Genomic DNA, 25,693 nt, shown 5'->3' with positions numbered 1-25,693 from the left:
ATTTTGCTATTCAGTTGTTCTAAATGAGAAATTTTTAACGCTGTTAGCGTCATATTTGCTCCGTCAAATTGAACAGGTATTAAGTGAAATTGGTATCACCCGACCACCAGCTTGTTTCTCCTCTGGCAGCTCGCTCTTGGAAGAGCAAAGACGGCCAGATCATTGACTTCCGGTGAGCTTGCGACGCATACCTGGCAAAACAGGCCGCAGCTCAGTAAGCCTGAATAGCCTACACCACCGGCTTACCATTTCCTCGCATCAGGTTATGTCGGAAAGATTAAATAAGCATAAATATCAACACCTTAATATAATTCCTATTACTCAAACCAAGCTAAAATATTTCTATTTTTCTCACATTGTAAAAATTCGCTAGGATTTCATCCTCTCAGGTTAGGCATGGTGAAAGGGTCTTTTTTACAGGAAAAACAATCATGAAACTCACACTTCCTCGTTCGACACTTTTACTGCTGACCATCTGTGCACCCGCACTCGCCGGTAAAACCGCTTCACCCATTGAGCCCATTATGGTCACGCTCCCGGCAGGCAGCTTTACTATGGGTACTACGGACAATAAAAACAGCCAGCCGGTTCATACTGTCACGCTGCCAGAGTTTAGCCTGGGCAAATATGAAGTCACGGTCAGGGAGTACCGACGCTTTGTAGAAGCGACCGGTTTTGTGGCACCTCAGGAATGCTATCATCAGCTTGATAGCTGGTTTATTGGTAGCACACCGGGTAGCTGGGATAATAACAGCCTGACAGATAATGAGTTCCAGCCCGCTATCTGTGTTAGCTGGGCGGGTGCAAACGCCTATGTTGAGTGGCTGGCAAAAACGACGGGGAAACCCTACCGACTGCCCAGTGAAGCCGAGTGGGAGTATGCAGCACGTGGTGGTGCCACAAGCCGCTTTTACTTTGGCAATGACCCCAAACACCCCTCAGTCTGCCAATACGAAAACACGGCAGATTTGAGTGGTGAAAATGAATTGCAACGCACCACCAGCAGTACCTACGTGAACTTTGTTGATGGTTTTGCCGATTGCGTCGATCATGCTACGTATGCCAGTGTTGTCGGCATGTATCAGCCCAACCCCTACGGTCTGCACGATATGCTCAGTAACGTAGCTGAATTGATGGGAGACTGCTTTGAGGACGGCTATCAAAACGCCCGCTCCGATGGCAAAGCCTTATCGCCCGAGCAGTGTGACAGGCGCGCTGTGCGTGGCAGCAGCTGGCACTGGAATATCTGGCCTGTCACCCGCCGTGGTAGCCAGCCCGAAAACTTTGCAGGGGCTGCGGAAGGCTTTCGCATCGCGTTAGATGGCCAGGCTCCCAAAGCCAGCAAAACCACGCAACAATTCAAAAAACAGCTCGCCTTCGCGCAGCAGCAGGAACAAAGTCGACGTGACCAGCAGTTTGCTTACCCTATGCCCGTCACTGGCCTCACCCTGTCACAAAGCCATGGTAATACTGTACTCAGCTGGGATCCCAGCCCAGAGAAAGACATAGCCGGGTATCGTATCTATCGAAATCAAAGTGCAGGCTCTATGTTTGCACTGATGGCTGATAATGTCATAGATACTCGGTTTATTGATGCCAATGCCTCTCCCAATGTATATGAGTATACGGTGGTCGCGGTGCGTCGCAACCGGCAAAGTAACTACAGTAATGTGGTTAAAACCCCAGGGACGGTCTTTTCTATTCCTGGCAGAATTGAAGCAGAATACGCCCATGCAATCACAGGCGCAAATTCAGCCCGTACCTCAGACATTGACGGGCGCTTTAACCTCACCGGTGGTAATGGGATAGCCAAGGGCGCCCAACTGACATACCAGATCGATGTAAGCCAAAGCGGTCACTATCGCCTGAGTTACCGTATTGCAGGGCCTCGGGATGGTAAGGGCTTTACAGTAACCCTTGACGACAAGCCTCTGGGCGAACACGCACTAAAGGGCACCGGTGGTTTTCACCAGTGGCAAACGCAGCAGGGCGCGCGCATCTTCCTGAGCGCCGGTCAGCATACACTGACCCTTCATTCTCAAGACAGTCACTGGAAGCTCAACTGGCTGGCGCTGAAGAGTGAATAGCACAGAAACTGGGGGAACGTGATTTCCCCTTCCTGCCTAATCATGATAACAGTGATTATTTTCACAATGATAACGGATCCGGCATCCCTCAGATGATCGGCAATACTGAACGCATTACGTGATGCACATAAATATCTTATATATTGCCCTTTGCCCGCTATTCGGTTCACCAGCACTGACAGTCTTCGGCTAACGAGGGCAAGTCCTGGCCACCCCTGCTTTACGGTGTTTATCATAAGCTCCAATAACCAATGGCGCGTTTTGATGTGGACTAATACTCATTTTCTGAACGCAAAAAAGCGCAGACTCCCTGCGCTTATAACCACCTGTTACTGCGCAGGTATCGCAGGCCAGTAACCCAGCACAAAGTTATCCATCTCTCCTTTGATACTGGCATTGCCATAGGCGCGAACCCTGACAATAATGCGATATAATCGTCTATCGGGGTCGACCGGATAAACGTCATACAGTGCAAAACTGCCAGCGCCCAAAACGCGCTCTTTACAGAAGCTGTCTTTGCCACCTGCCATGTAATATACATCTGTGCAGACTCTGATCGGCGTATCTTTCTGGGCATCTTGCAGTTGCACGGCGAGCTGAGTATAGACTTTGTCTGCGTAATACTGATTTGCCCAACCAAAGTAATGGGTAAATCCGGCCTGACGCCATGGTGCCATCTCAAAACCCAGACTTTGCTCACCGCTGATCACCTGTTGAGCCTGACTGATAAGCGTAACGTCTTGCGGTGAACTGGTGGTAAACCCGCCCGAGTCGGTTTCGAACCCAGATGTCGCAATGGTGACCAGACCGTCTGATAGGCTGGTCCCTGAATGCAATGTGAGACCGTTTAATAACACCGCCCCATTAGCCTCAATACGCAGCTCAGTAGATGTAATATCTGAGGTCAGGCCATCTTTACCTAAATCAACGATAATCGGCACCACAGCTGTACTGTTCGGTGCAATGTAATAGCTGGGGGCAAAAGCGGCACTGTGATCTGCGTCTCTAAACTGCTTTTGATAACTGGCGCTGCCGTAAAGCTGAACACTGACCGGCTGAGAGCCTGGGTTAGAAATACTCGCCTGATAAACCAGATACTCAGGATAGGTGTGAGAAAACTCAGGCGCTTCTAGATGAAACCGGGTACTGTAACGACCAGATGCGGTTTGACTCAAACGCAAACTTGCCGTGCCATTGTCGTGCGTTAAAGTCGGGGTATTACTGAAAAAAGTGTCGACCTGCACCTCAGTTAACTCAGAGAAATCCCGTCCTTGCCAAAACAGATCTACCTGCGCATTACGCTGATGGCTTCCTTCACTGAGCGTGATTTCGAGATTATCCAGATAGACGGTTTCACCGGGCAAAGCGTAGCTGTCAAGAAACCAGGTGACCTTATGGATGGCTTTGCCCGCTGGTAAAGTGACCTGGCAATTATGTGAATAAATGCTTTGCTGGTAAGTCGGCACCTCATCATTACGTGACACATAAGACTGGTACACATTACCATCGGCGTACTCAATCTCGAACACACACTGCACTAATGTGTAGGGGCTGCGGTTATGACTATCGGAAAATGGCATCGCAATATCGAACGATGCACTCAACTGACTCACCTCAGGCAGTGTTCTCATGATCAGCGCTTCCGTACCAACCCGGTAGTGCCCATCGCTGGTCATTGCCAGACTCTTATCTCCACTAATAGGCATGAGCGATGAAGCCTCGAACTGGCTCAATGTGCCATCTGCTACAAATAGGCCCACGTAGCCACTATCAAAGTTCTGACTGACCAGCGTTGTTGCTGAGTTTGAAGCCTGAACGGCTGCGGCAGAGGCCAGCAAGCTGATCAGGGGTAAAATAGTTTTGGACATTACTTTATTTCCTTTTTTGTATCCCTAAGCCCTATCGGCCAGCCTGAAAAAATATTGAGCAAATACTCAAGCATTATTCTCACTTGACAATAGATGAGAAAAAACTATTCCAAATCCATTTTTTAATCACAATTTAAAAACATAGTATTAACCTTATGACATTTGACACAGACGGCTTAGAACCTGCTATCAGCAAGACAATTAACCTCTCGTGACATGACCTGGCATAAAAAGCGTGAAACAAAGGATAAATTAATGTTAATATTGATTTACATAATTTACTTTGTATCACATACAGCTGCTTGCAGCACACACATCTGGTAAGGCGGATGGCAATGGCAGGTTTACATATAGTGACCGCTAAGCCACCGTCGAAATGAAGACATCACTCTAAGGGATTAACATGGATCTCAACTTTACCGAAGAAGTAATGTACACCCTGCCCTTTTATCTGGGCCCGCTATTTATTCTGGCAACCATTAACTTTTTACGAAAACAAAAAAACTACCGCCTCAATGACACGCTCACCAATGCCACCATTGCGCTTGGCAATTTGGGGTTGTCTTTTATTTTTTTACTTGCCGTAGTCGCACTGTATACGCTGGTGTATAACGAGTATCGCTTGTTCGAACTCGACCAAAGTAACCCGCTGATTTATGTGCTAGCATTCTTTGTTTATGACTTTTTGTACTACTGGAATCACCGCTTTCACCATATGATAGGGCTGTTCTGGGCCGACCATCTGGTGCATCACACCGCAGAGAATTTTAACTTTGGCGTCTCTATTCGGATCAGCTATTTTACTGAACTCACCATGTGGATGACCTTTATTCCTATGGCATTTATGGGCATTTCACTGGAAGTGTTCCTGGCCGCCAGTTATACCCAGATCATCTGGGCATTTTGTATCCACACCAAATACCTGAAAAAGACCCCACGTGCTGACAAGATTTTTAATACCCCTTCGCTGCATCGCGTACATCACGCCCGCAACCGTCAGTATATAGATAAAAACTATGGCGGCATTTTGATCATCTGGGATCGCTTGTTTGGCACCTATCAGCGCGAGCTGGAGGATGACCCGGTAGTATACGGCGTGCGTGAATCCTATCCGAGTTTTAGCCCGCTGGTGATCAACTCCTATTACCTCAAAACCATCTGGCAGAAAATCAAATGCTCCAGCTCTGTGTTTGAGGTGTTTTGCTCTGTTTTCGCACCACCTGCCTGGCTCCCTAAAAACGCCAACAAAGCGGATTTTTATTCGCTCTCCGCCAAGGTACGCTCTAAAGACTTTAAGCCAAAAGACCCCTTCATCTGTAAACGTACCAAATGGACCGCATTCGTTCGCTTTAGCGCCATTGTGGTCGTGTTTACCTATCTGATGAGCTATTTTGGCGAGCTACCCACTTTACCTCAGGTAAGTATGTCACTGCTGTTTTTCTGGTTATGCCACTTTAATGGTCTGGTCTTTGATGGGGCCAAGGTGGGCCTGCATATGGAGGCGGTCACACAACTGCTGTATGGTTTAATTTTGTACTGGGCAATTACGACTGAACAAGCTGCCTGGGTAACGTTAGGGACTGCCACACTGGCGCTGATATCTCTGTGTAATTACATGATCTATCGTACACGTACTGTTGAGCCCGTGGCGCTGGCCGCTGAGCCCCAACACCAGACAACCACTTAAGCTATATCGATTGAAGGAAAAAATATGGAAACAGTAAATCACAACTCGGACAGTCAAAATGCCGGTGGCGGTGTCAACCGCGAACATGGCCGCACCTTGGCACAAAGATGGACCTTTGTTGGCCTGCACTTTGGCTTAGTGCTCTTTTGTGCCTGGCTGGCACTGGCCGAAGGCTGGACACACATCGGCCAGCTCTTTGGCCAGCAATGGACCTTGGTTGATCAAGACAGAGCCCTGATCATGCTGGCTTGCGTTTTTGTCTACTGGCTGCGACACGCCATTACTGTGCTGTACCTGTTGCAACGTCGCATTGACTGGGGTGAGGCGCTGGGCTTGCTGTGTTTTATGGCGTTCTTCGAAATTGGCCTGCTACTGGTCGGCGGCGGTGCATTCAGAGCTGAGGTGATCCCCTTTGGTACTTTGGATATCGTGGCGCTGGCGCTGCTGGTGATTGGTTCATACCTCAACAGCGGCTCTGAGATCCAGCGTAAATGGTGGAAACAAGACCCGGCGAACAAAGGCCAGTGTTACACCCAGGGCTTGTTCAAATACTCAATGCACATCAACTACTTTGGTGATGTCGTCTTGTTCACAGGCTGGTGCTTACTAAGTTATAACTACTGGACCCTGCTGCTGCCTTTCTTTATGGCGTACTCTTTTATCAGCTTTCATATTCCGGCGCTCGATAGCTATCTGTCAGAGCGTTACGGTGAGAAGTTCGATCAGTATGCTGCAAAAACCAAAAAGCTGATCCCCTTCGTATACTAAGCTCCTGCCTGCCAGACTCAGCGGCCCTGAGTCTGGCACCTCGATTAACAGTAACTCATCCAGGCTCAGTCACTGCTCGATGCCAGGTTGAGTGCCAGTAACTGCGATGCATTCTGAGCTCGCCAATCCGGCGTTGCATGTTCGCTGATATACTGGGCATAAAAGTCGCTGTTTACGCCCAGCTCTATGGGCATCTGACACAACAACAGCGCAACATCGAGGCCAATCCGGCGATCTCCCGATAACTGCGCCAGTTCAAAGGCACGCAGTGCAAGCGGCAGAAGGTCTGCCTGAGTTTGAGCAGCTGCAGCATACATAACTGCCAGGTAAGCGTTTTGCACATTGTCCGGGCTCACACTGTCAACCAGCGATTGAGCCTCAGCATATCGTCCTTCACTCAGATAATAGCGGACCAGAGATTTGCGACTGGCCTGAGCGACCCAGTGGTTCGGTGTTAAAGCAGTGTACTCCAGTACTCGCCGGTAATGGGGTTCTTTGTCAGCGGGTTTGTCCGCAAAAATGGCGTAGTGAAAGGGCACTTTGGCAAAGTGATAAATCGGCAAATCATAGCCTCGCATTTTCTCCTCTGCCTGCCTCAGATAAAGGTATTTATCATTATCCTGTTGGTTTTTACTCGCCATAATGGACAAATAAGTCAGGGCATCCAGCTCTCTGGCAACATCCTGTGCCTGGACAGCCAATTGTGCTGAGCGCAGAAGACTGGTTTTGACCTGTTCATAGTTGCCTTGTAAATGATACAACCATGACCGACTGCGCCAGACATCCGCCTGAGCCCTCAGATCCTGACTCATTTCCAGTGCTTCCAGGGCGGCATCCAGCCTTATCAGGCTCAGGTCGACCAGGCTTTTGCGTGACAAAATCTCGCCCTGAAAGGCCAGTGCGCGACCCAGTTGCTGTGAATTGCTTTGCGCTTTTGCCTGCACTGCCAGCTTCTCTGCCATTGCCATCGCTTTTTCCAGCTCCCGCACATCAATATAAGCACTAACCAAGGCTCCCAACAGGACCAGGTCCTCTGGTGCCCCCTGATGTGCCTGAATTAGCATGGCCAGTTTCAGGTCAGGAGAATGCGGGCTTTGCACCACAGACTGTACCACAGGCTGATTGAGGTGGTGATAGAGCTGCTGTTTGACAAACTCTGGAGTGTCACCATGCAATACGCCCTGCCACTGCCCAGCCGGCCCTTTTAACCAGAAGGTCAGGTACCAAAGGGAATCGACATAACGAGCACTGGCAGTGAGGATAACCGGGTGTTGTGGTGCCATTTCAGGATAAATCAGCTCCTGAGACGTTCTGAATTGAGCGGCGGAAAGTGTGGTAAAAGCGGTAAAGTCCAGCCGGGCTGTGTCTTGTAGTTGCCACTCATCAGCTTCTGCACCTTCAAATGGCAAGTAAGTCAGTGCAAAGGAAGCGTGCGCTGGCTCGTCGCGCTGGACGATATAAACCAGCGTTAACAGCACCAGTAAAGCACTCAGTGAAATGCCCAGCCACTTTGCGCCTGAATGACGCACAGGCAAAGTGGTATCGGTCACTGCCACTTGCGGCTGTGTATTATTACCCCTTAACTCTGTTATCGGCTCGCCAAGCGGTCGTTGCCACTGATAACCTCGCTTTGCATAGGTTTTGATGGCATCGTTGCCGAATAAGGCCCGTAAGTGACTGATATTCTGAAACACCGCCTGTTCAGAGACTACCTTGCCCTGCCACACTTCATTCAGGATCTCTTCTTTACTGAGCACGCGATGGGGGTTTGCCAGCAACAGCGCAAGGAGCTTTGCCTCATTATGACGTATCGCAAGCGCAGCGCCTGCACGATACAAAATCAAATCTTTGCTGTCGAACTCAAAGTCATCAAACCGGTAACGCATGGTGATAGGTAATTGTTGTTATTTCACTCCCCACCAGCATAACCCAATTACCACCGAAACACTAAAGGTATACCTGCACGGCCTCGCGCTGCTTTTTGGTCATCTTTGCGACTACCAGTAAAAAGGAATTATCTATCATGCGTTCGATTTCCCCGCGGGGCACAGTGCCATCGAGGATCACCGTATTCCACAACCGCTTATTCATATGATAACCGGGGATCACCGAATCAAAGATATCCCGCAGCGCCTGCGCCTCATCCGGGTCGCATTTCAGATTCAGCCACCAGTGACGCGTTTCTCCTTCGTTGTATTTGCCTGGAGACAGCGTGGCAAACATTTTGTCTTTCACTTTAAACACGTCGACGCCCTCGCCAAAGGGCTGGCCGACGCTTGAAAAAGGCTTACTAAGTAGATAGGTGTGCGCCTGAGTATGGTCCATGGTGAATTCCTTTGCCGTTGTTATACATGCACCATACAGGTTAGCGCGGGTCAGGCCAAGTGGCCAGAAGGCGATTTGCGCTCGCCAAAAGTCGTAAAGATTTGCTCATAAAAATGCGCCCGGGTGCCCATCAGCAGCGCGGCGCGTTTATGCGGAAAGTCAAACTCAAACTGGCTGTCATAGCCCAGCTCAGCCATGCGCATCATCAGCCGTGCGTTATCGGCTCTGGGCTCCAGCACAATGCGCTGAGTCTGTGGCTGGCTTTGGTAGATAAGGTGGCTCAGGCTGCTCATCCAGCCACGAAAGTTCTCCGGTCCACGACAACTTTGTTCCCCCACTAGCAGGTGGATCCCACGGTCATAAGGTGCGGCGTCATAGTGCTGTGCCAGCTTGTCTTTTGCCGCCCAGTACACTTCCAGATAGGCAAACGGCTGATCATCTAAGAAACCTATCAAAGGCAAAGTATGAGCATCGGCGAGTTTCTCGCTAAGATACTGCCATTGCTTTTCCTCGCTCCAGGCTTGCTGCCAGAATTGCTCTACTCTTGGGTCATTCATCCAGCGGCAAAAACGCGCCAGATCGGCGCGCTCAATCAGTTTGAGCGAAAAGCGCTTATTGATGTAAGGGTTATGATACTCGGCCAGCACGGCGCCCATCTCGCGGGGCTTATCCTGTTCAAGACCACTGGCCCATAAGTTTACGATATTCATAAAGTCAATTTATACCTGTCGCAGATAACATATTACAGACGAGGACATCGCAGGTAAATTTATCTTTTATTTGCAATGTTTAAGCCCCGCCTTAGAACAACAAAAAGGGCTCAATTGAGCCCTTTTTCAGTCCATGATAATCAATGGCAGATTAAATCTGTGGCAGTGACTGGCCGGGTACCCAGGGAGCACCTTTGGCCTGCAGTTGTTGCTCAAACGCTGGAATGGTCTCGCTCAGCATGGTCTGCAATTCATTGCGAATTGCCCTGAGCTCTTGTGTTGCCAGGTCTACGCTGGTGCGGATTGCCGGAGTCGGGCCATACGTCGAGTAGCTGGTGCCAATCAGGGCATGGAACAAACGGTCGCCCACGGTGGCCGTGTCATTCGTTGCACCCACCTGGTTTTTCGCCGGGTTGCCGTTCAGGCGACTGTCCAGAGCCAGCAACTGACTGCGTATGGCTGCAAACTGGCTGTCAAACTCACCCGGTTCAACGGAGGTGCGATCCAGTGATTGCTCCAGCATATCCAGACGCTTCACCGCTTTGCCCAGTGCCTGACCGGTTGCGCTGGCCACGCGCTGCACATCTGCCAGCTCTTTCCAGAAGGCCGCTACTTTTTCGCCGTCGATTTCCTTCAGCGCGTTACGCTGATTCAGCTGCACCACCTCAAAAGTTTGCGGCGCCTGTAACTGAGTTACCTGACCGTCAACCTCTTTGCTCATGCTGACACTGTAAGTACCCGGTGTCACCAGTGGGCCCTGCGGGTTAGGCGAGAAGTAATTGCCCTGTACGCCAATGGCCTGATGTGCCGGCCAGCGCAGATCCCAGTTAATGCGGTGCAAGCCTTTGCTGGCCTTACCCTGCAATTTGCGGATCACGTTGCCCTGGGCATCGCGCACAGTGAACCACACAACCGGCTGCTGCTGACGCGCTTCGGCTTCCAGCGACTGCCACGATGGGACACCAAATGACTTGTCATCTTCTTTCAGGGCTTTTTCTCTTTCCTGACGTTGCGCTTTCAGGCTCTTAATGTCGTCTTTCAGATAGTAAGTAAAGGTGGCTCCAAAGTCCGGGTTCGGCGCACGGTATTTGTTACCACCCTGCGTGCCCACTTCTCCGCCGCCCAACGGACTGCGCTCGATATACCAAAGTGCATCGCGGGTTGGGAATAACAGAGACTCCTGCGCCAGCTTATCCTCCGACAGGTTGCGCAGTGCGCGGTAGTCATCCAGCACAAAGAAGCCGCGGCCAAAGCTGGCGCCCACTAAGTCGTTTTCACGGCGCTGAATAGCCAGATCGCGGAACGAAATGGTCGGTACGTTACCCGTCAGCTCCACCCAGCGTTTACCGCCATCAATGGTGAAAAACAGGCCAAACTCGGTACCTGCGAATAACAGATCCGGGTCGACATGATCTTGCACCACACGCCACACCAGGTGCTTATCAGGCAGATTACTGGCAATCGACTTCCAGGATTTACCGCGGTTGGTACTTTTCAGTAAGTAAGGCTTATAGTCGCCGAACTTGTGGTTATCCAGCGCAATATACACGGTATCCGGGTCAAACAGGTCGGCTTTAATGTCGTTGATAAATGCCGTATCTGGCACCCTGGGTAAGCGTTTTACATCGACTTCACGCCAGGACTTACCGCCATTTTCGGTGATCTGAATATGGCCATCATCGGTGCCGGCATACAACAGACCTTCAACCAGCGGCGACTCCGATAAAGAAGTAATGGTGCTGTATTGCGACATTGCAAACATATCCCAGGCGCCATCCCAGCCCTGCTTACCACCCATAATAGGCTGATGGATACGCTCGCGGTTTTTGGTCAGATCGCCCGAGATTGGTGTCCAGCTGTCACCACGGTCTTCAGACTGCCACACCCGGTGTGAGGCAAAATACAAGCGTGACGGTTTGTGCGGGCTGACCAGAATGGGCGCGTCCCAGTTAAAGCGCTCAGGCTTTTCGCCTTTGCCCGGCTGCGGCTTAATGTAGACGATTTCACCCGTGGTGCGGTCGTAACGAGTCAGGTTGCCCTGTTGCCACTGCGCATACACAATATCCGGATTGCCTGGCTCCGTGGCTGGCTGGTGACCATCACCAAACAACACCACTTTCCAGTCGGTGTTCAAAATGCCGTGGCTGTTTAGCGTGCGAGACGGGCCACCCTGGGTATTGTTATCCTGCGTACCACCGTAGATGTTGTAGAACGGCTTGTCGTCATCCAGTGCCAGCTTGTAATACTGAGTTACCGGCAAGTTTTCGTGATAGCGCCAGTGCACACCACTGTCGAAGCTCTCGTATAAGCCGCCATCAGAGCCGACCATCATGTAGTTCTTATCTCCGGCGATAAACTCCATCGCATGGTTATCGCCATGTTTGTCTTTTTCTTCCATTCTTTTGAAAGACTTGCCACCATCTTTGGACTCATGCAGACGCACACCGGCCAGATAGATATGGTCAAAGTGGTGAGGGCTGGCGTAGAGCTCCTGGTAGTAATGCGGTCCGGTACCACCCGCTACGGCATCGGCGCCTTTCACCCAGGATGCACCGCGATCCGAGGAGCGATACACCGCGCCTGTACGGCGGTTGAGTTCAATTGCGGCATACACCACATCTGGATTGATTGGTGAAACTTCCAGGCCAATCTTGCCCATTTCTCCCGGAGGTAACCCTTGCGACAGCTTTTGCCAGGTTTTACCGCCGTCGGTCGATTTATGCAGGCCCGAACCCGGACCGCCGCCATAATACGCGGCCACAGTACGGTGGCGCTGCCAGGTTGCCGCATACAGTACATTTGGATCGCGCGGGTCGATGGCCACGTCGGTTACACCGGTCCAGTCGTTATCGCCCAGCACTTTGTCCCAGGTTTTACCGCCATCGGTGGTTTTGTACAGGCCGCGCTGGCCGCCTTTGCTCCATAAAGGCCCCTGAGCAGCCACCCACACTGTGTTTGAATCGCTTGGATGAACAATGATCTCGGAGATATGGCCAGAGTTCTTCAGGCCCATATTGGTCCAGTTTGCCCCGCCATCATGACTGACATAAATGCCATCACCAAAGCTGACGTGACGACCGCCGACGTTTTCGCCCGTGCCCACCCAGACAGTATTGCTGTTACTTGGGTCCAGCACCACGGCACCGATTGAATAAACAGGCTGATCATCAAAAATGGGTTGCCAGGTGACACCGGCATTGTTGGTTTTCCACACCCCGCCGGAGCCAACACCCACATACCAGACACTGGTATCTCTGGGGTCAATTGCAATATCTGCAATACGGCCCGACATAAAGCCCGGACCAATATTTCTCAGCTCAAGCCCCTTGAAGGTGGCCGCAGACAATACCCCTTCCTCACCTTTTGCAGCCAGCCCAGGCAAGCTACAGAGCGCAGTGGCAGCACCAAACAATGCGATACGCATAGTGCGGCCAAGTTTTAGTTGTTGCATACATTTTCCCTATTTTTATTTTTGGATTACCCAGAGCGTTACAACATAACACCTTGAGAAACTTATTAACCGTATGTTACTTGCAGAGGCAGTGCAATAAGTGTGCGTTGGCGCTCAAATAAAATGCGATAAAAAACGGAGGCAGAAAATCGGATTATCAGCTTACAATAAAGAAACACACTTTAGAGCCATGATTTATTTAAAAAACTTTTTTCATGAGGTGTCATTGCCATCCAGTTCGCCGCCATGCTCAGCGCCTACCCCGGCAAGATTAACAACCCCAGTCCGGCATAGATGCACCGGGTGCGTACATTTTCGTGATTTACTGTTAACCACATCCACAAACCGGATATCGCTTCAACCAATGAGATATCCGTCAGATAAGTAAATAAGCCCATTTGGGTCCACACACGCAAATGATAGTGGATATCATTTGTATTTTTAGAATAATCCAGTATTATTCCCGGGAAAAATTATTTATAACTCTCTTACTCTCTGGAAGCGTGACGTATGAAACTGAATATTTTGGCTAAATCTGTCGGATTAGCGCTGATCTCTGCCGCCACGGCATCAACTTCAGCTATTGCAGACGAAGCAAAAGAGCTGGATGTTATCGTAGTACAAGGTCAAAAGATTGACCGTACTTTGCAGGAAACCCCAACCAGTGTTGCCGTTGTTACCAGCAAAGACATGGAAAAAAACAACCTGCAAAATATCAACGATGTCTTCGCAATGATGCCAAACGTAGCCGGTGACTTTAACCAAGGCTTCAGCATCCGTGGCGTCGATTCGTTCTCGGTTTCCGGAGGGGGCAGCAGCTTCTTGACCAGTATGTACCTGGATGGTGCACCTCTGCCGTTTCGTATGGTAAAAAGCGGCGGTTTGTCCGTATGGGATCTGGCTCAGGTTGAAGTATTCCGTGGCCCGCAATCGACTCTGCAAGGGCGAAACGCACTGGCAGGCGCCATCATGATGCGCTCGCAAGACCCAACGTATGAACCAAGCGCCAAATTGAAAGCGACTGTAGGTCAGCACGGTCAACAGGAATATGCCTTTGCCGGTGGCTCTGCGCTGGTAGAAGACATGCTGGCGTTCAGAATAAGTTACGAAGACAAGCAAACGGATGGTGACATAGATAACATCACCCGGGGTGATACCGCCAACTTTGAGAACAGTGAAACATTACGTGCCAAATTGTTATTTGAGCCAAACGATGATGTGGATGTGCTGTTTACTTACACCAACAACGACAACCGCTATGGTGCTCAGTTTGCCATGTATGACTTCGGCGGCACACCTTTTGACCGCCAGGTTGATTTCAACTCTCCTATCTGGGAAGAAACCAAAACCGATATCTATAACCTGGAAATGAGCTGGGATCTCAACGACACCACGTCGTTGCACTCAGTAACCACTTATAACGAGTCTGACTATCGCTACAACTGGGATGGCGATATGCTGCCCACCCAGCTGGTAAAAGACAACTACGACCACCGTATCGATGAGACTTTCAGCCAGGAATTCAGAGTGACTTATGAATCTGATGCAATCCAGGCTGCATTTGGTGTCTACGCATCTCAGGTCGATGTCGATGACAAAGCACAAGGTCAGCGCCTGATGACGCTGGAGCAGGCAGTCAGAGCCCCCGATCTGGTTACAGCTGTAACGGGGCTGTTGATACAGCAAGGCCTGCCTGTCGAGATAGCGGCACAAACCGCAGCAGTGGTTGCCCCTTTCTATCCTGATATTGATCCGATCAATCTTGAGCTTAATTATGGCCTGACACAAAAGATCAAAACGGCAGCAATCTATGGCGACCTGACCTGGTCTGTCACCGACCAAATTGACCTGCTTGCCGGACTGCGCTACGACACCGAAGAGCAAACCAATAGTGCCAACAATGCCTACAAGATCAATAACCCAATGCCCGATCCGGCACAGGCTCCGGCACAAATTGCACCAGTTATTAGTGGCATCAATGCCTATCTGCACGGCTTTGCAGAAGCCGCTTCCGGTGTAGAGCCTGCAACCAAAGAAGACTTCAGCGCCTGGCTACCTAAGCTAGGTGCCACGTATCACTTTAATCAGGATATGTCGACCAGCTTCATCTACCAAAAAGGTTATCGCTCAGGTGGCGTCGGGTTTAATGTTGCACGTTCCAATATTTTCAGCTACGACCCTGAATACACCAACAACTATGAGTTGTCTTTACGTTCTGTGTGGCTGGATGGCAAACTGGTGGTCAATGCCAATGCGTTTCTTCTGAAATGGAAAGACCAGCAAGTTATTAAGCGTTACTCATCATCGCCTTATGACACAGAAACCATTAATGCGGCAGAGTCAGAAGTGAAAGGGTTTGAGACAGAAGTCTTCTACTACCCAAGTAATAACTGGTCTGTGACCGCAGGTGCGGGACTGGCTGAGTCTGAGTTTACCGACTTCGGCCACCTGACAGGACGAGCTTTCGAGGATGCGCCTAAGCTGACGGCAAACCTGGCCACTAATTACGCCTTTGACAATGGCTTCTATGTGAATGTCAATGCCAAGTATACCGACTCAAGTATTGCCTACCTGGACCCGGCTGCATCTTTAACAAAAGAAAAGTATGCCGTTAACTCAGATCCAATCAATGATCAGCATACGATTGTGAATACTCAGCTGGGCTATAATTGGGATAACTATACCGTGCGTCTGGATGTGAAGAACCTGTTCGATAAAGAATATATCAGCACCTACTTTAAAGATGCCGATAACCAGGGTAACCCGTTCACCAGCTACGGCCAGATGTACCTTGGTAAATCTCGTCAGGTGTCATTAACACTTCAAATGGATTTCTAAGCGTTTAGGAACACCTACTTTAAAAGCCGCCGACAGGCGGCTTTTTATTACTGCTGATTTTTGTTATTACGGTGCCTTAGCGCTCTTTCACTGATAAACTCAAATGGCCCCCAGCAGCTTACCCTGTTCAATCAAGAAACCATCTAAAAAACAAAAAAGTCACTTCCTTGCGACCGCAGCAACACATAACGTTTTTAATGTCAACACTAATATGTTGAAATATAAGAAATTACTTGAAACTTAAATCATCATGAAAATTCTCGTTGCGGATGACCATCATATCGTCAGACAGGGACTGCTGGCGCTGATCCAGACTGCTAGCATTGGCACCATCATTGCCGATGTTGACTCCGGTGAGCAGGCCTGGCAATACATTTTCAACCACGAACCGGATATCGCTATCCTGGACATCACCATGGGCGAAGTAAGCGGGCTCAGCGTATGCCAGCGCATCAAAGCTCGAGGTCTTAAAACCCGGGTGATTTTACTGACGATGCACAATGACATAAAAGTCATAGATACCGCACTGGAAGCCGGAGCGCAGGGCTATTTGCTCAAAAACGATGCATTTAATTCGCTTATCAAGGCCATCCGAACTGTGCACGCTGGCAGACAATATCTCAGCGCAGATAATCAATCTGAGCTGCAAAGTTACCGTACCAACAAAACTGACTTTGACTTAACCATCCGGGAAAAGGAAATAATCCGCCATATCTCCTTAGGCCAAACCAATAAGCAAATAGGCGACACCTTACATATATCAGCTAAAACTGTGGATGCGCACCGCACCCGGGTTATGAAAAAACTGGGATTTAATAAAACCGCTCAGCTGGTGCGCTTTGCTATTGAAGAAGGCCTATCGCTGTAATTCACAAACACCATACATACTAAGTGCCAGTATAGGGTAAATACCCTATACTCAGCCTATCGGTATCACCCTACCCTTGAGCCAATACCCACACACTCGCTGCAAAAACCAAAAATCAGCAGCGATAAAATACAACTCAAGGAATAGATATGAATACATGCCAAAAAAATACTTTGCACACACGCTCAAGCATATTCTCGCAATTTTTTAGTCGCAGCCTGCTTGCACTTAGTGTACTCGGCATACCCTATGCAGCCCAGGCACAACAGCCTGATAAAGTCGGCGAGCGGGTTACTGTGAACTCCCATTTACCGGACGCTCAGGGCCACCAAACCATGGAATTACTCCAGGATGGAAGTTATGTTGTGGTCTGGGAAAGCCATAATCAGGGGAATAACCGCAGCGGGATTTACGCGCAGCGATATAGCCAGAGTGGCACCCCACTTGGCAGTGAATTTATCGTCAATGCGCCAACACATACTCGCCCGCTTGAAAAACCCGCTATCAGCCGTTTAACCGACGGTGGGTTTGTCGTTATCTGGCTTCGCAAAGATAGCGCAGATTACACCTATGCCCTGATTGGTCAACGCTTTCATGCCAATGGCGCAAAAAATGGTGAGGAATTTCAGGTGCCGGGCCAGGTATCTACCGCTTATGGCTTTCCCAGCGTCAGTGATCTGCCCGATGGCGGGTTTGTAGTCACATGGCACCAGCAAGCAGATGCACCCGAAACCCGTTCGGACATCATAGCACAGAGATATACGGCAAATGGTGTACCTAACGGCGCCAGAATCGAAGTAAATACCTCCAAACGGGGTGATGCATTCAACCCTGTTGTAATCACATTGAACAATGGCCAATATGTCATTGCCTGGCAAGCACCTGACAGTGCGGGTAACTATGATATTGTCGCTCAGCGTTATAACACCGACGGAACAAAATCTGGCAGCGAGCATACTTTACATCCAGGTGATGGAATTCACCAGGCTGAGGTGTCACTCAGTGCACTCCAGGATGGGGGCTATATCGCAACCTGGCAAGCACAAAGTGATAATGGTTGGGGTATTTTTGCACGACGTTTTGCATCCGATGGCAGCTCATCCAGTAGCATATTTCAGGTTAATAAAGACGCCGACACCACACATAGTGACCCCGAAATCAGCGCTCTTGCCAATGGTGGCTACGTGGTAACTTGGATAAATTTTAGGGAATTTGATAGTTTTTACGCACAAGCTTTTTCAGCGGATAATCAAAAGTTAGGTGACGAATTTCTGATTGAAGGACCATTTGGGGACGCAGCCTCTTCACCAAATGTACTTGGCCTGAGCGATGATAGTTTTGTAGTTAGCTGGGCACACATTGAAAACGATAGCTCTAACTTTGACGTGTTCGCACAACGCTACAAGTTAGCGTCCGTGCAAAGTAACACTATGACACTAACATTGCCGCAAACAGCGATACTGCAAGGCGATGTTGTCACATTGCCCCTGAAGGTATCAGGTACTGATATTTATGGCCTGGATGCCGTCCTCAGCCTGAATGACACCAGCAAAGCCCGTATCTCTGGCGGCGAATATGGTGAGTTCCTGCCTTCAGATGAGCGCCTCTCTGTGCCTATGGGTATCAGCGACAACCAATGGGATGGCGCACTGGCACTGATGGCACCAGCTACAGCCAAATCTGGCGAAGGTGAGTTTGCCGCTGTCACTCTGATTGCCGAACAAGCAGGTACCGTCAACCTGAAACTGCAAGCGCACATGACTGATCAGCAAGGTAATTACCTACTACAAAACAGTAGCGACTATACGTTTACCATCTCAGAGTCCGTCACCTTAACTGGTAACATTGCAAGCCTGGGCATATCCAGCGATTTTACGGATGTCACCTTCTATATCAACGGACAGCGCGTCACCATCAACCCGGATGGCAGTTTCTCTGTGCGCATTGGCCTGGGTGACGTCACTCTGTCTTTAACTGCACCGGGCTACCTGACTGGCGAAAAGCAAATCAACCTGGCAGCGGGTCAGGCTGACATCGACTTTGGTCAGATTAATCTGGTGGGTGGTGACAGCAATGGTGACAACCACATCGACATTGCCGACCTGACGCTACTGCTGGGCGCGTATCGCTCTGTAGAAGGCGAACAAAACGGCTACGTGACGGCCGCCGACTTTAACCGTGATGGTGCCATCAACCTGCAAGATCTCACTTTGCTGGGCGCAAACTTTGGTAAACAAGGACCACAAAGCTGGTAACAAACCAAACAGGAGTCAGGGCCTCCCTTGGCTCCTAATATTGATCTTATGGAGCAAAAAATGAATTACATAGTGTGTATTGCCACGTTACTGTTCAGTCTGAGTGCCTTTGCAGAGCAAGGACGTATTTACCTCTCGACCTCAGATCCACAAATTAAAACCGGTAGCGAGTTTTATGTGGATGTGATGGTGGAAAATCTGCCAGAAGTGTACGGCATGCAGCTCACTCTGACCTATGACGCCAAATCCATCACCTTCGTTGATCAAAATACCAAAGCCAAGGGCGCACAGCTTGAACAGGGTAACTTTCTCGATGAAAAACACCTCTATACCCTGCGTAACCAGGCTGACACGCAAACAGGCCAGATCCAATATATCGCCAGCCAGGTCGCACCGGCAAAAAGCGCAGCTGGGAATGGACGTATCGCCCGCCTGTACTTTAGCGCGCCAGATACGGCCTCGCGCACCGAGCTGGCCATTACGCTTGCAGAGTTTGGCACCCGCAGTGGAGAAAAATACACATACACATCCCAGGCGCCTTTGAGCATCAGCTTTGCTAACAACTACCAGATACAATCAAAGCCTGGCGCGGGGCTCCCGCTCTGGGTATTAGGCTTAGTAACCGCACTGCTACTGATTATTCTGTGCCTTTGCTTATTGCGCAGGCCCCCAGCTGCCAAACACACTGATCAATCCGCTTAGTAAATACCAGCCCGAGAGGTTAATCCCACCGACAGCGCTGTTCAGATTGATTATTCAGGCTTTGTGGGTCAGATATCAATTCTTATCCACCCTGTACAAAGGCAAGTGCCCCAGCGATAGCAAAAAGTGGGCACCTCTATCTTACCGCGCAGCTCGCCTCTGGACTGGTGAACGAATGATGCGGGTTGGTATAACCTCACTTATCAACTGCTCTGCCCCGTAAACACGAAAAAACGCTCATCATTTCTTATTCAGCATCAATGCGCCTTAAAAAGAACAATGTTAAAATGCTGAAATATAAGGAATTGGTATGAAAACATTCATGAAAATCATTGTCGCAGATGATCATCAAATTGTCAGGCAGGGCTTACTATCACTGATTCAGACTGCCGGTTTAGGCGAAGTTATTGCCGATTTCGATTCCGGTGAACAGGTTTGGGAATGCATTCGAGTACATGAGCCAGACCTGGCAATTATGGACATCACGTTAGCCCAACTGAGTGGCTTGAGCATTTGCCGAAGAATAAAATCGCTTGAGTTAAAAACCCGCGTTATTTTTCTCACCACACATAGTGATGTGAAGATGATCACACATGCGCTCAAGGCCGGTGCACACGGCTACATACTTAAGCACGAATCATTCTCGGACCTCAATAAAGCCATTTATGCCGTCCACTCAGGCAAGCAATATATCAGCACTGACAAACGGACGGAGTTTTATCACCACAGTGCCAGTAAAGCCGACTCAGACTTAACGGCACGGGAAACTGAAATTATTCATTACATTTCGCATGGAAAAACAAACCGGCAAATTGCCAGCTTGCTACATATCTCTGCCAAAACCGTAGACGCTCACCGCACCCGTATCATGAAAAAGCTCAACATCAGCAAAACCGCGCAACTGGTGCATTATGCAATCAAAGAAGGGATTTTGTCTTTGTCTTAATCGGATCTCTGGCCCAAATTAGGGTAAACCCCCTATTTTATGTTGCGCTCAATTTATGTAACGTGCACCCGCGTAGCAAAACCTAATATTAAATTTTCAAGGAGATGACAATGAAAATTACATCAGACAAATCTTATAAAACACGCAGCTTAAGCGCACACAGTATCGGTAAGCGCTTTACCCGTACGGTCCTGTCTGTGGCCTTACTTAGCCTGCCTGTATTCAGTTATGCACAAACTCCCGAGCCAGTGAACGATGCGTTTCTGGTCAATACCTTCACTCCTGAAGAGCAGCTTTCTCCCGCCATAGCACATTTTGATAACGGTCAATTTGTGGTTGTCTGGACCAGCAAGAAGCAAGACGGTAACGGCTCTGGGGTTTTTGCCCAGCGCTACGATGAATTCGGTGTAAAAGTGGGCACAGCGTTTCAGGTAAACACCGAAGTTAGAGATGATCAGGAAACTCCGAGCATTGCAACGCTTAGTGATGGCAGTTTCGTCATTGCCTGGCAAACTCGCTCTGTAAGTGGTTCAGGTGACTCTTCACTATCAATACAACGATTCGATGCTTCCGGAACTCCGCTAGGAGACGAAGTTTCGGTTTATACCAGTTCGTACCATTATCTGAAAACCCTGTCAGTCAACTCACTCAATAGCGGTGGCTTTGTCCTTAGTTGGAGCGATCAAAACAAGTCATTTGCACAGGTATATAATACCAATGGCGTGGCTACAGGTTCAACGGTACAAAAAGGTGATAACGTGCTTGCGCTTACAGCTTCAGGCACACAAGACGGTGGCTTTATAACCGCAGGCGTCACCTGGGATGGGATCGTGGTGCAAAAGCACACAGCAAACGGAGCCGCAACAGGTGCTGAGTACTTAATTAGCTCTGATGATGGCACACCCAGCGAGATGGATATGCAGAATGTTAATATCGCCCGCCTGGCCAACGGTGACCTTATTGTCACCTGGGAGGCGATGGACAGTAACACGTTTGCAACCGATGTGTATGCACGACATCTGAATGCCGATGGCGTGCCGACGGGTAAAGTTTTTACTGTCAACTCCCAGACTACAAATAGTCAGATGGGCCCTTCTGTCGTGGCATTGAAAGACGGAGGCTATGTAATTGCCTGGGATCGCCCAGACTATACTGGCGACCAGAACGGAATCTATGCGCAAGCCTACTACAGTGACAGCAGCCTCAACGGCAGTGAGTTTTTGGTCAGCAGCGTCCCCAATAACAGTCAGATGCAACCAGCTATCAGCCTGGCCGGCGACGATCAATTTGTGGTTAGCTGGTCAAGTGAGGATGCACAGGGCGATCGCAACATCTACGCACAGCGTTTTCAACTAACAGCAGATCCTGTGAATTCGATGTCTTTATCGCTGCCACAAGCACCGATCCTGGAAGGTGATGTGCTGGACATTCCAGTGCAGGTTACTGGTGCGAATGTTTATGGTATTGATGCCATGATTGGCCTGAACAATACTGCAACAATGCGGATCATCGAAGGGACCTATGGAGATTTTCTGCCCACAGATGAGCGCCTGAGCGTACCTATGGGCCTCACTGATAATCTCTGGGATGGCGCACTGGCGCTGATGGCACCAGCTACAGCCAAATCCGGCGAAGGTCTGTTTGCCACCATCAAGGTAAAAGCCGAGCAGGCAGGTACCGTTGACCTGATGCTGCAAACGCAAATGACCAACCAGCAAGGACAAAACATCCTGCGTAATAGCGCGATTTACTCGCTGATGGTACATGAGTCAGTTAATCTGACCGGCAATGTATCAGCGCTTGGTTTTTCGGGAGATTATAGCCAGGTCATCCTGCGCATTAACGGTGAATTAGTAAGCATCAACCCGGATGGGAGCTTTGAGATCCGCACCGGACTTGGCCAAAACAAGCTTACACTGAGCGCACCTGGCCACCTGAGTGCTGAAAAGTACATCACCCTGAGCGCCGATCAAGCTGACATTGATTTTGGTGAGGTAAACCTGGTTGGCGGAGACAGCAACGGCGACAACCGCATCGACATTGCAGATCTTACCCAGCTGCTAGGGGCGTATCGCTCTAAGCAAGGAGCACAAAATGGCTATGTTGCGGCAGCAGACTTTAACCGCGACGGCGAAGTTAACCTGCAGGATCTGACCCTGCTGGGTGCGAGCTTTGGTAAACAAGGCCCACAAAGCTGGTAAAGTACCCTCTTACGGGGCTGCTCTATTGCAGCCTCGTTTACTGTAAGGAGCAACAATATGAAATATATGATGTACATCGCCGCACTCGTGAGCAGCCTGAGTGCTTTTGCACAACAGGGCCACCTGTACCTTAGTACCTCTGACACACAAATCAAAACCGGCAGTACATTTTATGTAGATGTAATGGCAGAAAACCTGCCTGAAGTATATGGCGTGCAGCTCACCCTGAACTATGACGCTAAATCCATCACCTTTGTCGATCAAGACAGTAAAGCCAAGGGTGAACAGCTTGAGCAGGGTAACTTTCTCGATGAAAAACACCTGTATACCCTGCGTAACCAGGCTGACTCGAAAACAGGCCAGATCCAATATATTGCCAGCCAGGTTGCACCGGCAAAAAACGCAGCCGGTAACGGACGCCTCGCCCGCCTGTACTTTAGCGCGCCAGATAACGCCACCCAAGCGGAGATAGCCATTACGCTTGCAGAGTTTGGCACTCGCAGTGGAGAGAAATACACGTACACACCCCAGACACCTTTGAGCGTCAGCTTTGCTAACAACTACCAGGTACAAGCCAAGCCGGGGACAGGGTTCCCGACCTGGGCATATGGCTTAGCAGCCGTATTGTTGGTGATCCCAGGTATTTTCTTATTGCGCAGACGTCCTGCTGCCAAACACGCGGAACAATCCGTTTAAGCAATAACACGCCATCAGCGATGCTTATACTGTGTCGGGCAATAGCCTCTGGACACCTCAGCCGGTCGTAACTTACCGTGCTTGGTTGCCCGACCACTCACCCGTTTGCGCCACAATCGAAAACTGGCAGGCTTCAGATGAGTACGCATTAGTCGGATCAGTGCCGATTCGTTTAATCCAAATTGCTGCTCTATGGCTTCAAACGGTGTTCTGTCTTCCCAGGCCATCTCAATGACTCTTGACTGCTCATCACTCGTTAACTGCATTATGTACTCTTATCTTGTGTTTCTACTCTGTAACTGTACGAGGCAAAAAGCCGGGCGGTTTAGTGGGTTGCTGCGTATTTGGAGATGAACCTGAGAGTTTCGGACCTTTTCTATCGAAGAGAGTAAAAATTACAAAGTCATTGATATTTTACATAAAAAATTTTCACCCTTTTATGGCCCTAAAAATATAACCATTAAATATCAACAACTTAAAATTGGCAAACATATTGCTCTATCTATATCGAATCTAATTTTTAAGGAGTCGAAATATGAAAAAGACAATCTTTATCTCTTTGCTAACTACCTCTTTAATAGCCAGTTCTGCATTTGCCGCTGACAATAACTGGGAAAAAGAAGCCAGTGATGCCTGGATTGACGGAAAAGCAGAAGCCACCCTGTTATTTAATGGTGAGCTAAACAACTTCGATATCAACACAGATGTAAAGAATGGCACGGTTATTTTGACCGGTGAAGTTGAGCATGCCGTTGACAAAAAGCTTGCGCAAGAGCTGGTGCTGGGCATTGACGGGGTTAAAAACGTTGAAAATGAACTGACGGTTGTCGATATGTCTGATGACAAGACTTCGAGCCAACACCAGGCAGAAACCAGCACCTTTACCGATGCCAAAATAGCCACAGTGATCAAGTCACGGTTTTTATTTGATTCTGACATAGATGGTACCGACATTGATGTCGATGTCGAGCGTGGTGTCGTGACCCTGTCAGGGGATGTGGATACCGATGCCGAGCGCCAGCTGGCGGTGCAAATTGCCAAAAATGCCGACGATGTAAAATCGGTCAAGTCTCGCCTGACTCTGGATAAAGACGCATAACAGTCTTTGCAGATAAACCCGTTTTAACGCTTTTAAACAAACAGATTGAATAAAGAGGGATCAATTATGAAACGCTTTTCTATTGCAACGACGTTACTTGCACTGTGTGGTATGACAGCAACCATGGCACAAGCAGAGACCACATCCGACCCAGACAGCTACAAAATCTACACTGGCCTGGGTTATGGCCAATACTCTTTCCAGTGGGAAGACAGAGAAAATGACACGTCGTTTGACGAAGATGCCTCCATGCTCAAAGCCTATGTGGGTACGAAAATTAATCCATACTGGAGCTTTGAACTGGCATACGAGAACTTTGATGAAGCCAGTGACATAGACAGCAGCGCGGAAATAGACGGCGTCTCTTTGTCTACCCTCTTATCGGCTCCTATTAATGAATACTTTTCTTTGTACGCCAAAGGCGGCTGGCTGGAGTGGGACGCTGAGCTCTATACCGACATCCCAGCCATTGGCCGGATAACCTCTGAGCTCGAAGGAGGCGACTGGCTATATGGTGCGGGTGCAGCGTTTCATGTCAGCGACAACGTCAATCTGCGCCTGGAATACGTGCGCTATGAGCTGGAAAACAACATTGAACCGGATATGGATGTGGCCTCGGTCTCGGTAGAGTATCAGTTTTAATATGACTGATAAATGCACTGCACAGTAGTTACAAAGCGTGGCAGTGGCCGCATAAGCTGGGCTACTGCAACCAAACACCGGACTAAACTGCTGCATAACAGAGATACCGGCCGTGAGCCGGTATCTCTATTTCATTTCACCTTGCGTAAAGGCCAAGCTAAAGCTTGACTTTACACCACAGTTCGCCAAAAAAGAGATACTTAATCTCTGGTACGAGTGGACACACCTCCTTGTGGAGGGCTACCGGCTCACCCGTCCATGGGTGAGCGTTCAGCAAGCTGCGAAGCGTAGCTTCGGTCTTGATTAAGCTACGAGTGGGCACACATCCTTGTGGGGGGCTTCCGGCTACCAAAGTGACCAGAGCCAGGATCTCTAAAATAGCTCATTTCACCTTGCGTAAAGACCAAGCTAAAGCTTGATTTTACACGATAGCTGCGAAGCGTAGCTTCGGTCTTGATTAAGCTACGAGTGGGCGCACATCCATATGGAGGGCCTCCGGCTACCAAAGTGACCAGAGCCAGGATCTCTAAAATGGCTTATTTCACCTTGC

Annotated in this window: 18 protein-coding genes; 12 read left to right on the top strand and 6 right to left on the bottom strand. The window is 49.4% G+C overall.

All coding sequences use genetic code 11. The annotated features are described in order from the left end of the window. Window positions 1–431: 431 nt before the first annotated feature. Complete coding sequence (locus tag C3B51_RS15455) at window positions 432–2,087, top strand: SUMF1/EgtB/PvdO family nonheme iron enzyme (RefSeq protein WP_130245644.1); 1,656 nt, start codon at window positions 432–434, stop codon at window positions 2,085–2,087. A gap of 329 nt (window positions 2,088–2,416) precedes the next feature. Here C3B51_RS15455 and C3B51_RS15450 read toward each other — a convergent pair whose 3' ends face one another. Continuing rightward, on the bottom strand, window positions 2,417–3,955 hold the full coding sequence (locus tag C3B51_RS15450; protein WP_130245643.1) for a hypothetical protein: 1,539 nt from the start codon (window positions 3,953–3,955) through the stop codon (window positions 2,417–2,419). Between the two features lie 403 nt (window positions 3,956–4,358). Between C3B51_RS15450 and C3B51_RS15445 the strand changes: the two genes are divergently transcribed. Both C3B51_RS15445 and C3B51_RS15440 read left to right on the top strand, forming a co-directional pair. Further along, window positions 4,359–5,642, top strand: coding sequence for a sterol desaturase family protein (locus C3B51_RS15445; RefSeq protein WP_130245642.1), 1,284 nt, complete (start codon window positions 4,359–4,361; stop codon window positions 5,640–5,642). 24 nt (window positions 5,643–5,666) lie between these two features. Beyond that, on the top strand, window positions 5,667–6,410 hold the full coding sequence (locus tag C3B51_RS15440) for a DUF1295 domain-containing protein (RefSeq protein ID WP_130245641.1): 744 nt from the start codon (window positions 5,667–5,669) through the stop codon (window positions 6,408–6,410). Window positions 6,411–6,475: 65 nt separating this feature from the next. Here the strand turns inward: C3B51_RS15440 and C3B51_RS15435 are convergent, their stop codons facing one another. From C3B51_RS15435 to C3B51_RS15420, 4 genes are all read right to left on the bottom strand, one after another. After that, window positions 6,476–8,296, bottom strand: coding sequence for a winged helix-turn-helix domain-containing protein (locus tag C3B51_RS15435; RefSeq protein WP_130245640.1), 1,821 nt, complete (start codon window positions 8,294–8,296; stop codon window positions 6,476–6,478). 61 nt (window positions 8,297–8,357) lie between these two features. Then, window positions 8,358–8,735 (bottom strand): MmcQ/YjbR family DNA-binding protein, encoded by a 378-nt coding sequence (locus C3B51_RS15430; RefSeq protein WP_046003546.1) that lies wholly within the window; start codon window positions 8,733–8,735, stop codon window positions 8,358–8,360. A 50-nt stretch (window positions 8,736–8,785) separates the two neighbouring features. Beyond that, a complete protein-coding gene (locus C3B51_RS15425; RefSeq protein WP_240657480.1) occupies window positions 8,786–9,445 on the bottom strand; it encodes a GNAT family N-acetyltransferase in 660 nt (219 codons plus the stop codon). Between the two features lie 151 nt (window positions 9,446–9,596). Continuing rightward, window positions 9,597–12,896 (bottom strand): VPS10 domain-containing protein, encoded by a 3,300-nt coding sequence (locus C3B51_RS15420; RefSeq protein WP_130245639.1) that lies wholly within the window; start codon window positions 12,894–12,896, stop codon window positions 9,597–9,599. Between the two features lie 510 nt (window positions 12,897–13,406). Here C3B51_RS15420 and C3B51_RS15415 point away from each other — a divergent pair. The 7 genes from C3B51_RS15415 (at window position 13,407) to C3B51_RS15385 (ending at window position 23,402) form a co-directional block, all read left to right on the top strand. Next, a complete protein-coding gene (locus tag C3B51_RS15415) occupies window positions 13,407–15,734 on the top strand; it encodes a TonB-dependent receptor (protein ID WP_130245638.1) in 2,328 nt (775 codons plus the stop codon). 250 nt (window positions 15,735–15,984) lie between these two features. Beyond that, entirely contained in the window at window positions 15,985–16,602 is a 618-nt protein-coding gene (locus tag C3B51_RS15410) for a response regulator transcription factor (RefSeq protein ID WP_125722049.1), read from the top strand. Between the two features lie 149 nt (window positions 16,603–16,751). Then, window positions 16,752–18,857, top strand: a complete 2,106-nt coding sequence (locus C3B51_RS15405; RefSeq protein ID WP_130245637.1) for a dockerin type I domain-containing protein — start codon at window positions 16,752–16,754, stop codon at window positions 18,855–18,857. 60 nt (window positions 18,858–18,917) lie between these two features. Then, complete coding sequence (locus C3B51_RS15400) at window positions 18,918–19,559, top strand: cohesin domain-containing protein (RefSeq protein WP_165389172.1); 642 nt, start codon at window positions 18,918–18,920, stop codon at window positions 19,557–19,559. A 310-nt stretch (window positions 19,560–19,869) separates the two neighbouring features. Further along, window positions 19,870–20,505, top strand: coding sequence for a response regulator (locus C3B51_RS15395; protein WP_130245635.1), 636 nt, complete (start codon window positions 19,870–19,872; stop codon window positions 20,503–20,505). A gap of 110 nt (window positions 20,506–20,615) precedes the next feature. Further along, window positions 20,616–22,706, top strand: coding sequence for a dockerin type I domain-containing protein (locus C3B51_RS15390; protein WP_130245634.1), 2,091 nt, complete (start codon window positions 20,616–20,618; stop codon window positions 22,704–22,706). A gap of 57 nt (window positions 22,707–22,763) precedes the next feature. Further along, window positions 22,764–23,402 (top strand): cohesin domain-containing protein, encoded by a 639-nt coding sequence (locus C3B51_RS15385; RefSeq protein ID WP_130245633.1) that lies wholly within the window; start codon window positions 22,764–22,766, stop codon window positions 23,400–23,402. A gap of 14 nt (window positions 23,403–23,416) precedes the next feature. Here the strand turns inward: C3B51_RS15385 and C3B51_RS15380 are convergent, their stop codons facing one another. Continuing rightward, the gene (locus C3B51_RS15380; RefSeq protein ID WP_125721584.1) at window positions 23,417–23,668 is read right to left on the bottom strand and encodes a TIGR03643 family protein; all 252 of its coding nucleotides are present in this window, start codon (window positions 23,666–23,668) and stop codon (window positions 23,417–23,419) included. Between the two features lie 269 nt (window positions 23,669–23,937). Here C3B51_RS15380 and C3B51_RS15375 point away from each other — a divergent pair, with 269 nt between their 5' ends. Together C3B51_RS15375 and C3B51_RS15370 are read left to right on the top strand one after the other, a co-directional pair. Continuing rightward, window positions 23,938–24,501, top strand: coding sequence for a BON domain-containing protein (locus C3B51_RS15375; RefSeq protein ID WP_130245632.1), 564 nt, complete (start codon window positions 23,938–23,940; stop codon window positions 24,499–24,501). Window positions 24,502–24,567: 66 nt separating this feature from the next. Beyond that, window positions 24,568–25,143 carry an outer membrane beta-barrel protein gene (locus C3B51_RS15370; RefSeq protein WP_130245631.1) on the top strand — a complete coding sequence of 192 codons (576 nt, stop codon included), beginning with the start codon at window positions 24,568–24,570 and terminating at the stop codon, window positions 25,141–25,143. Window positions 25,144–25,693: the final 550 nt, after the last annotated feature.

It is taken from the genome of Pseudoalteromonas rubra (assembly GCF_004212645.1).
Taxonomy (GTDB): Bacteria; Pseudomonadota; Gammaproteobacteria; order Enterobacterales; family Alteromonadaceae; genus Pseudoalteromonas; species Pseudoalteromonas rubra_G.
The sequence above is the reverse complement of the archived record's forward strand: the minus strand, read 5'-3'. Positions and strand labels throughout refer to the sequence as shown.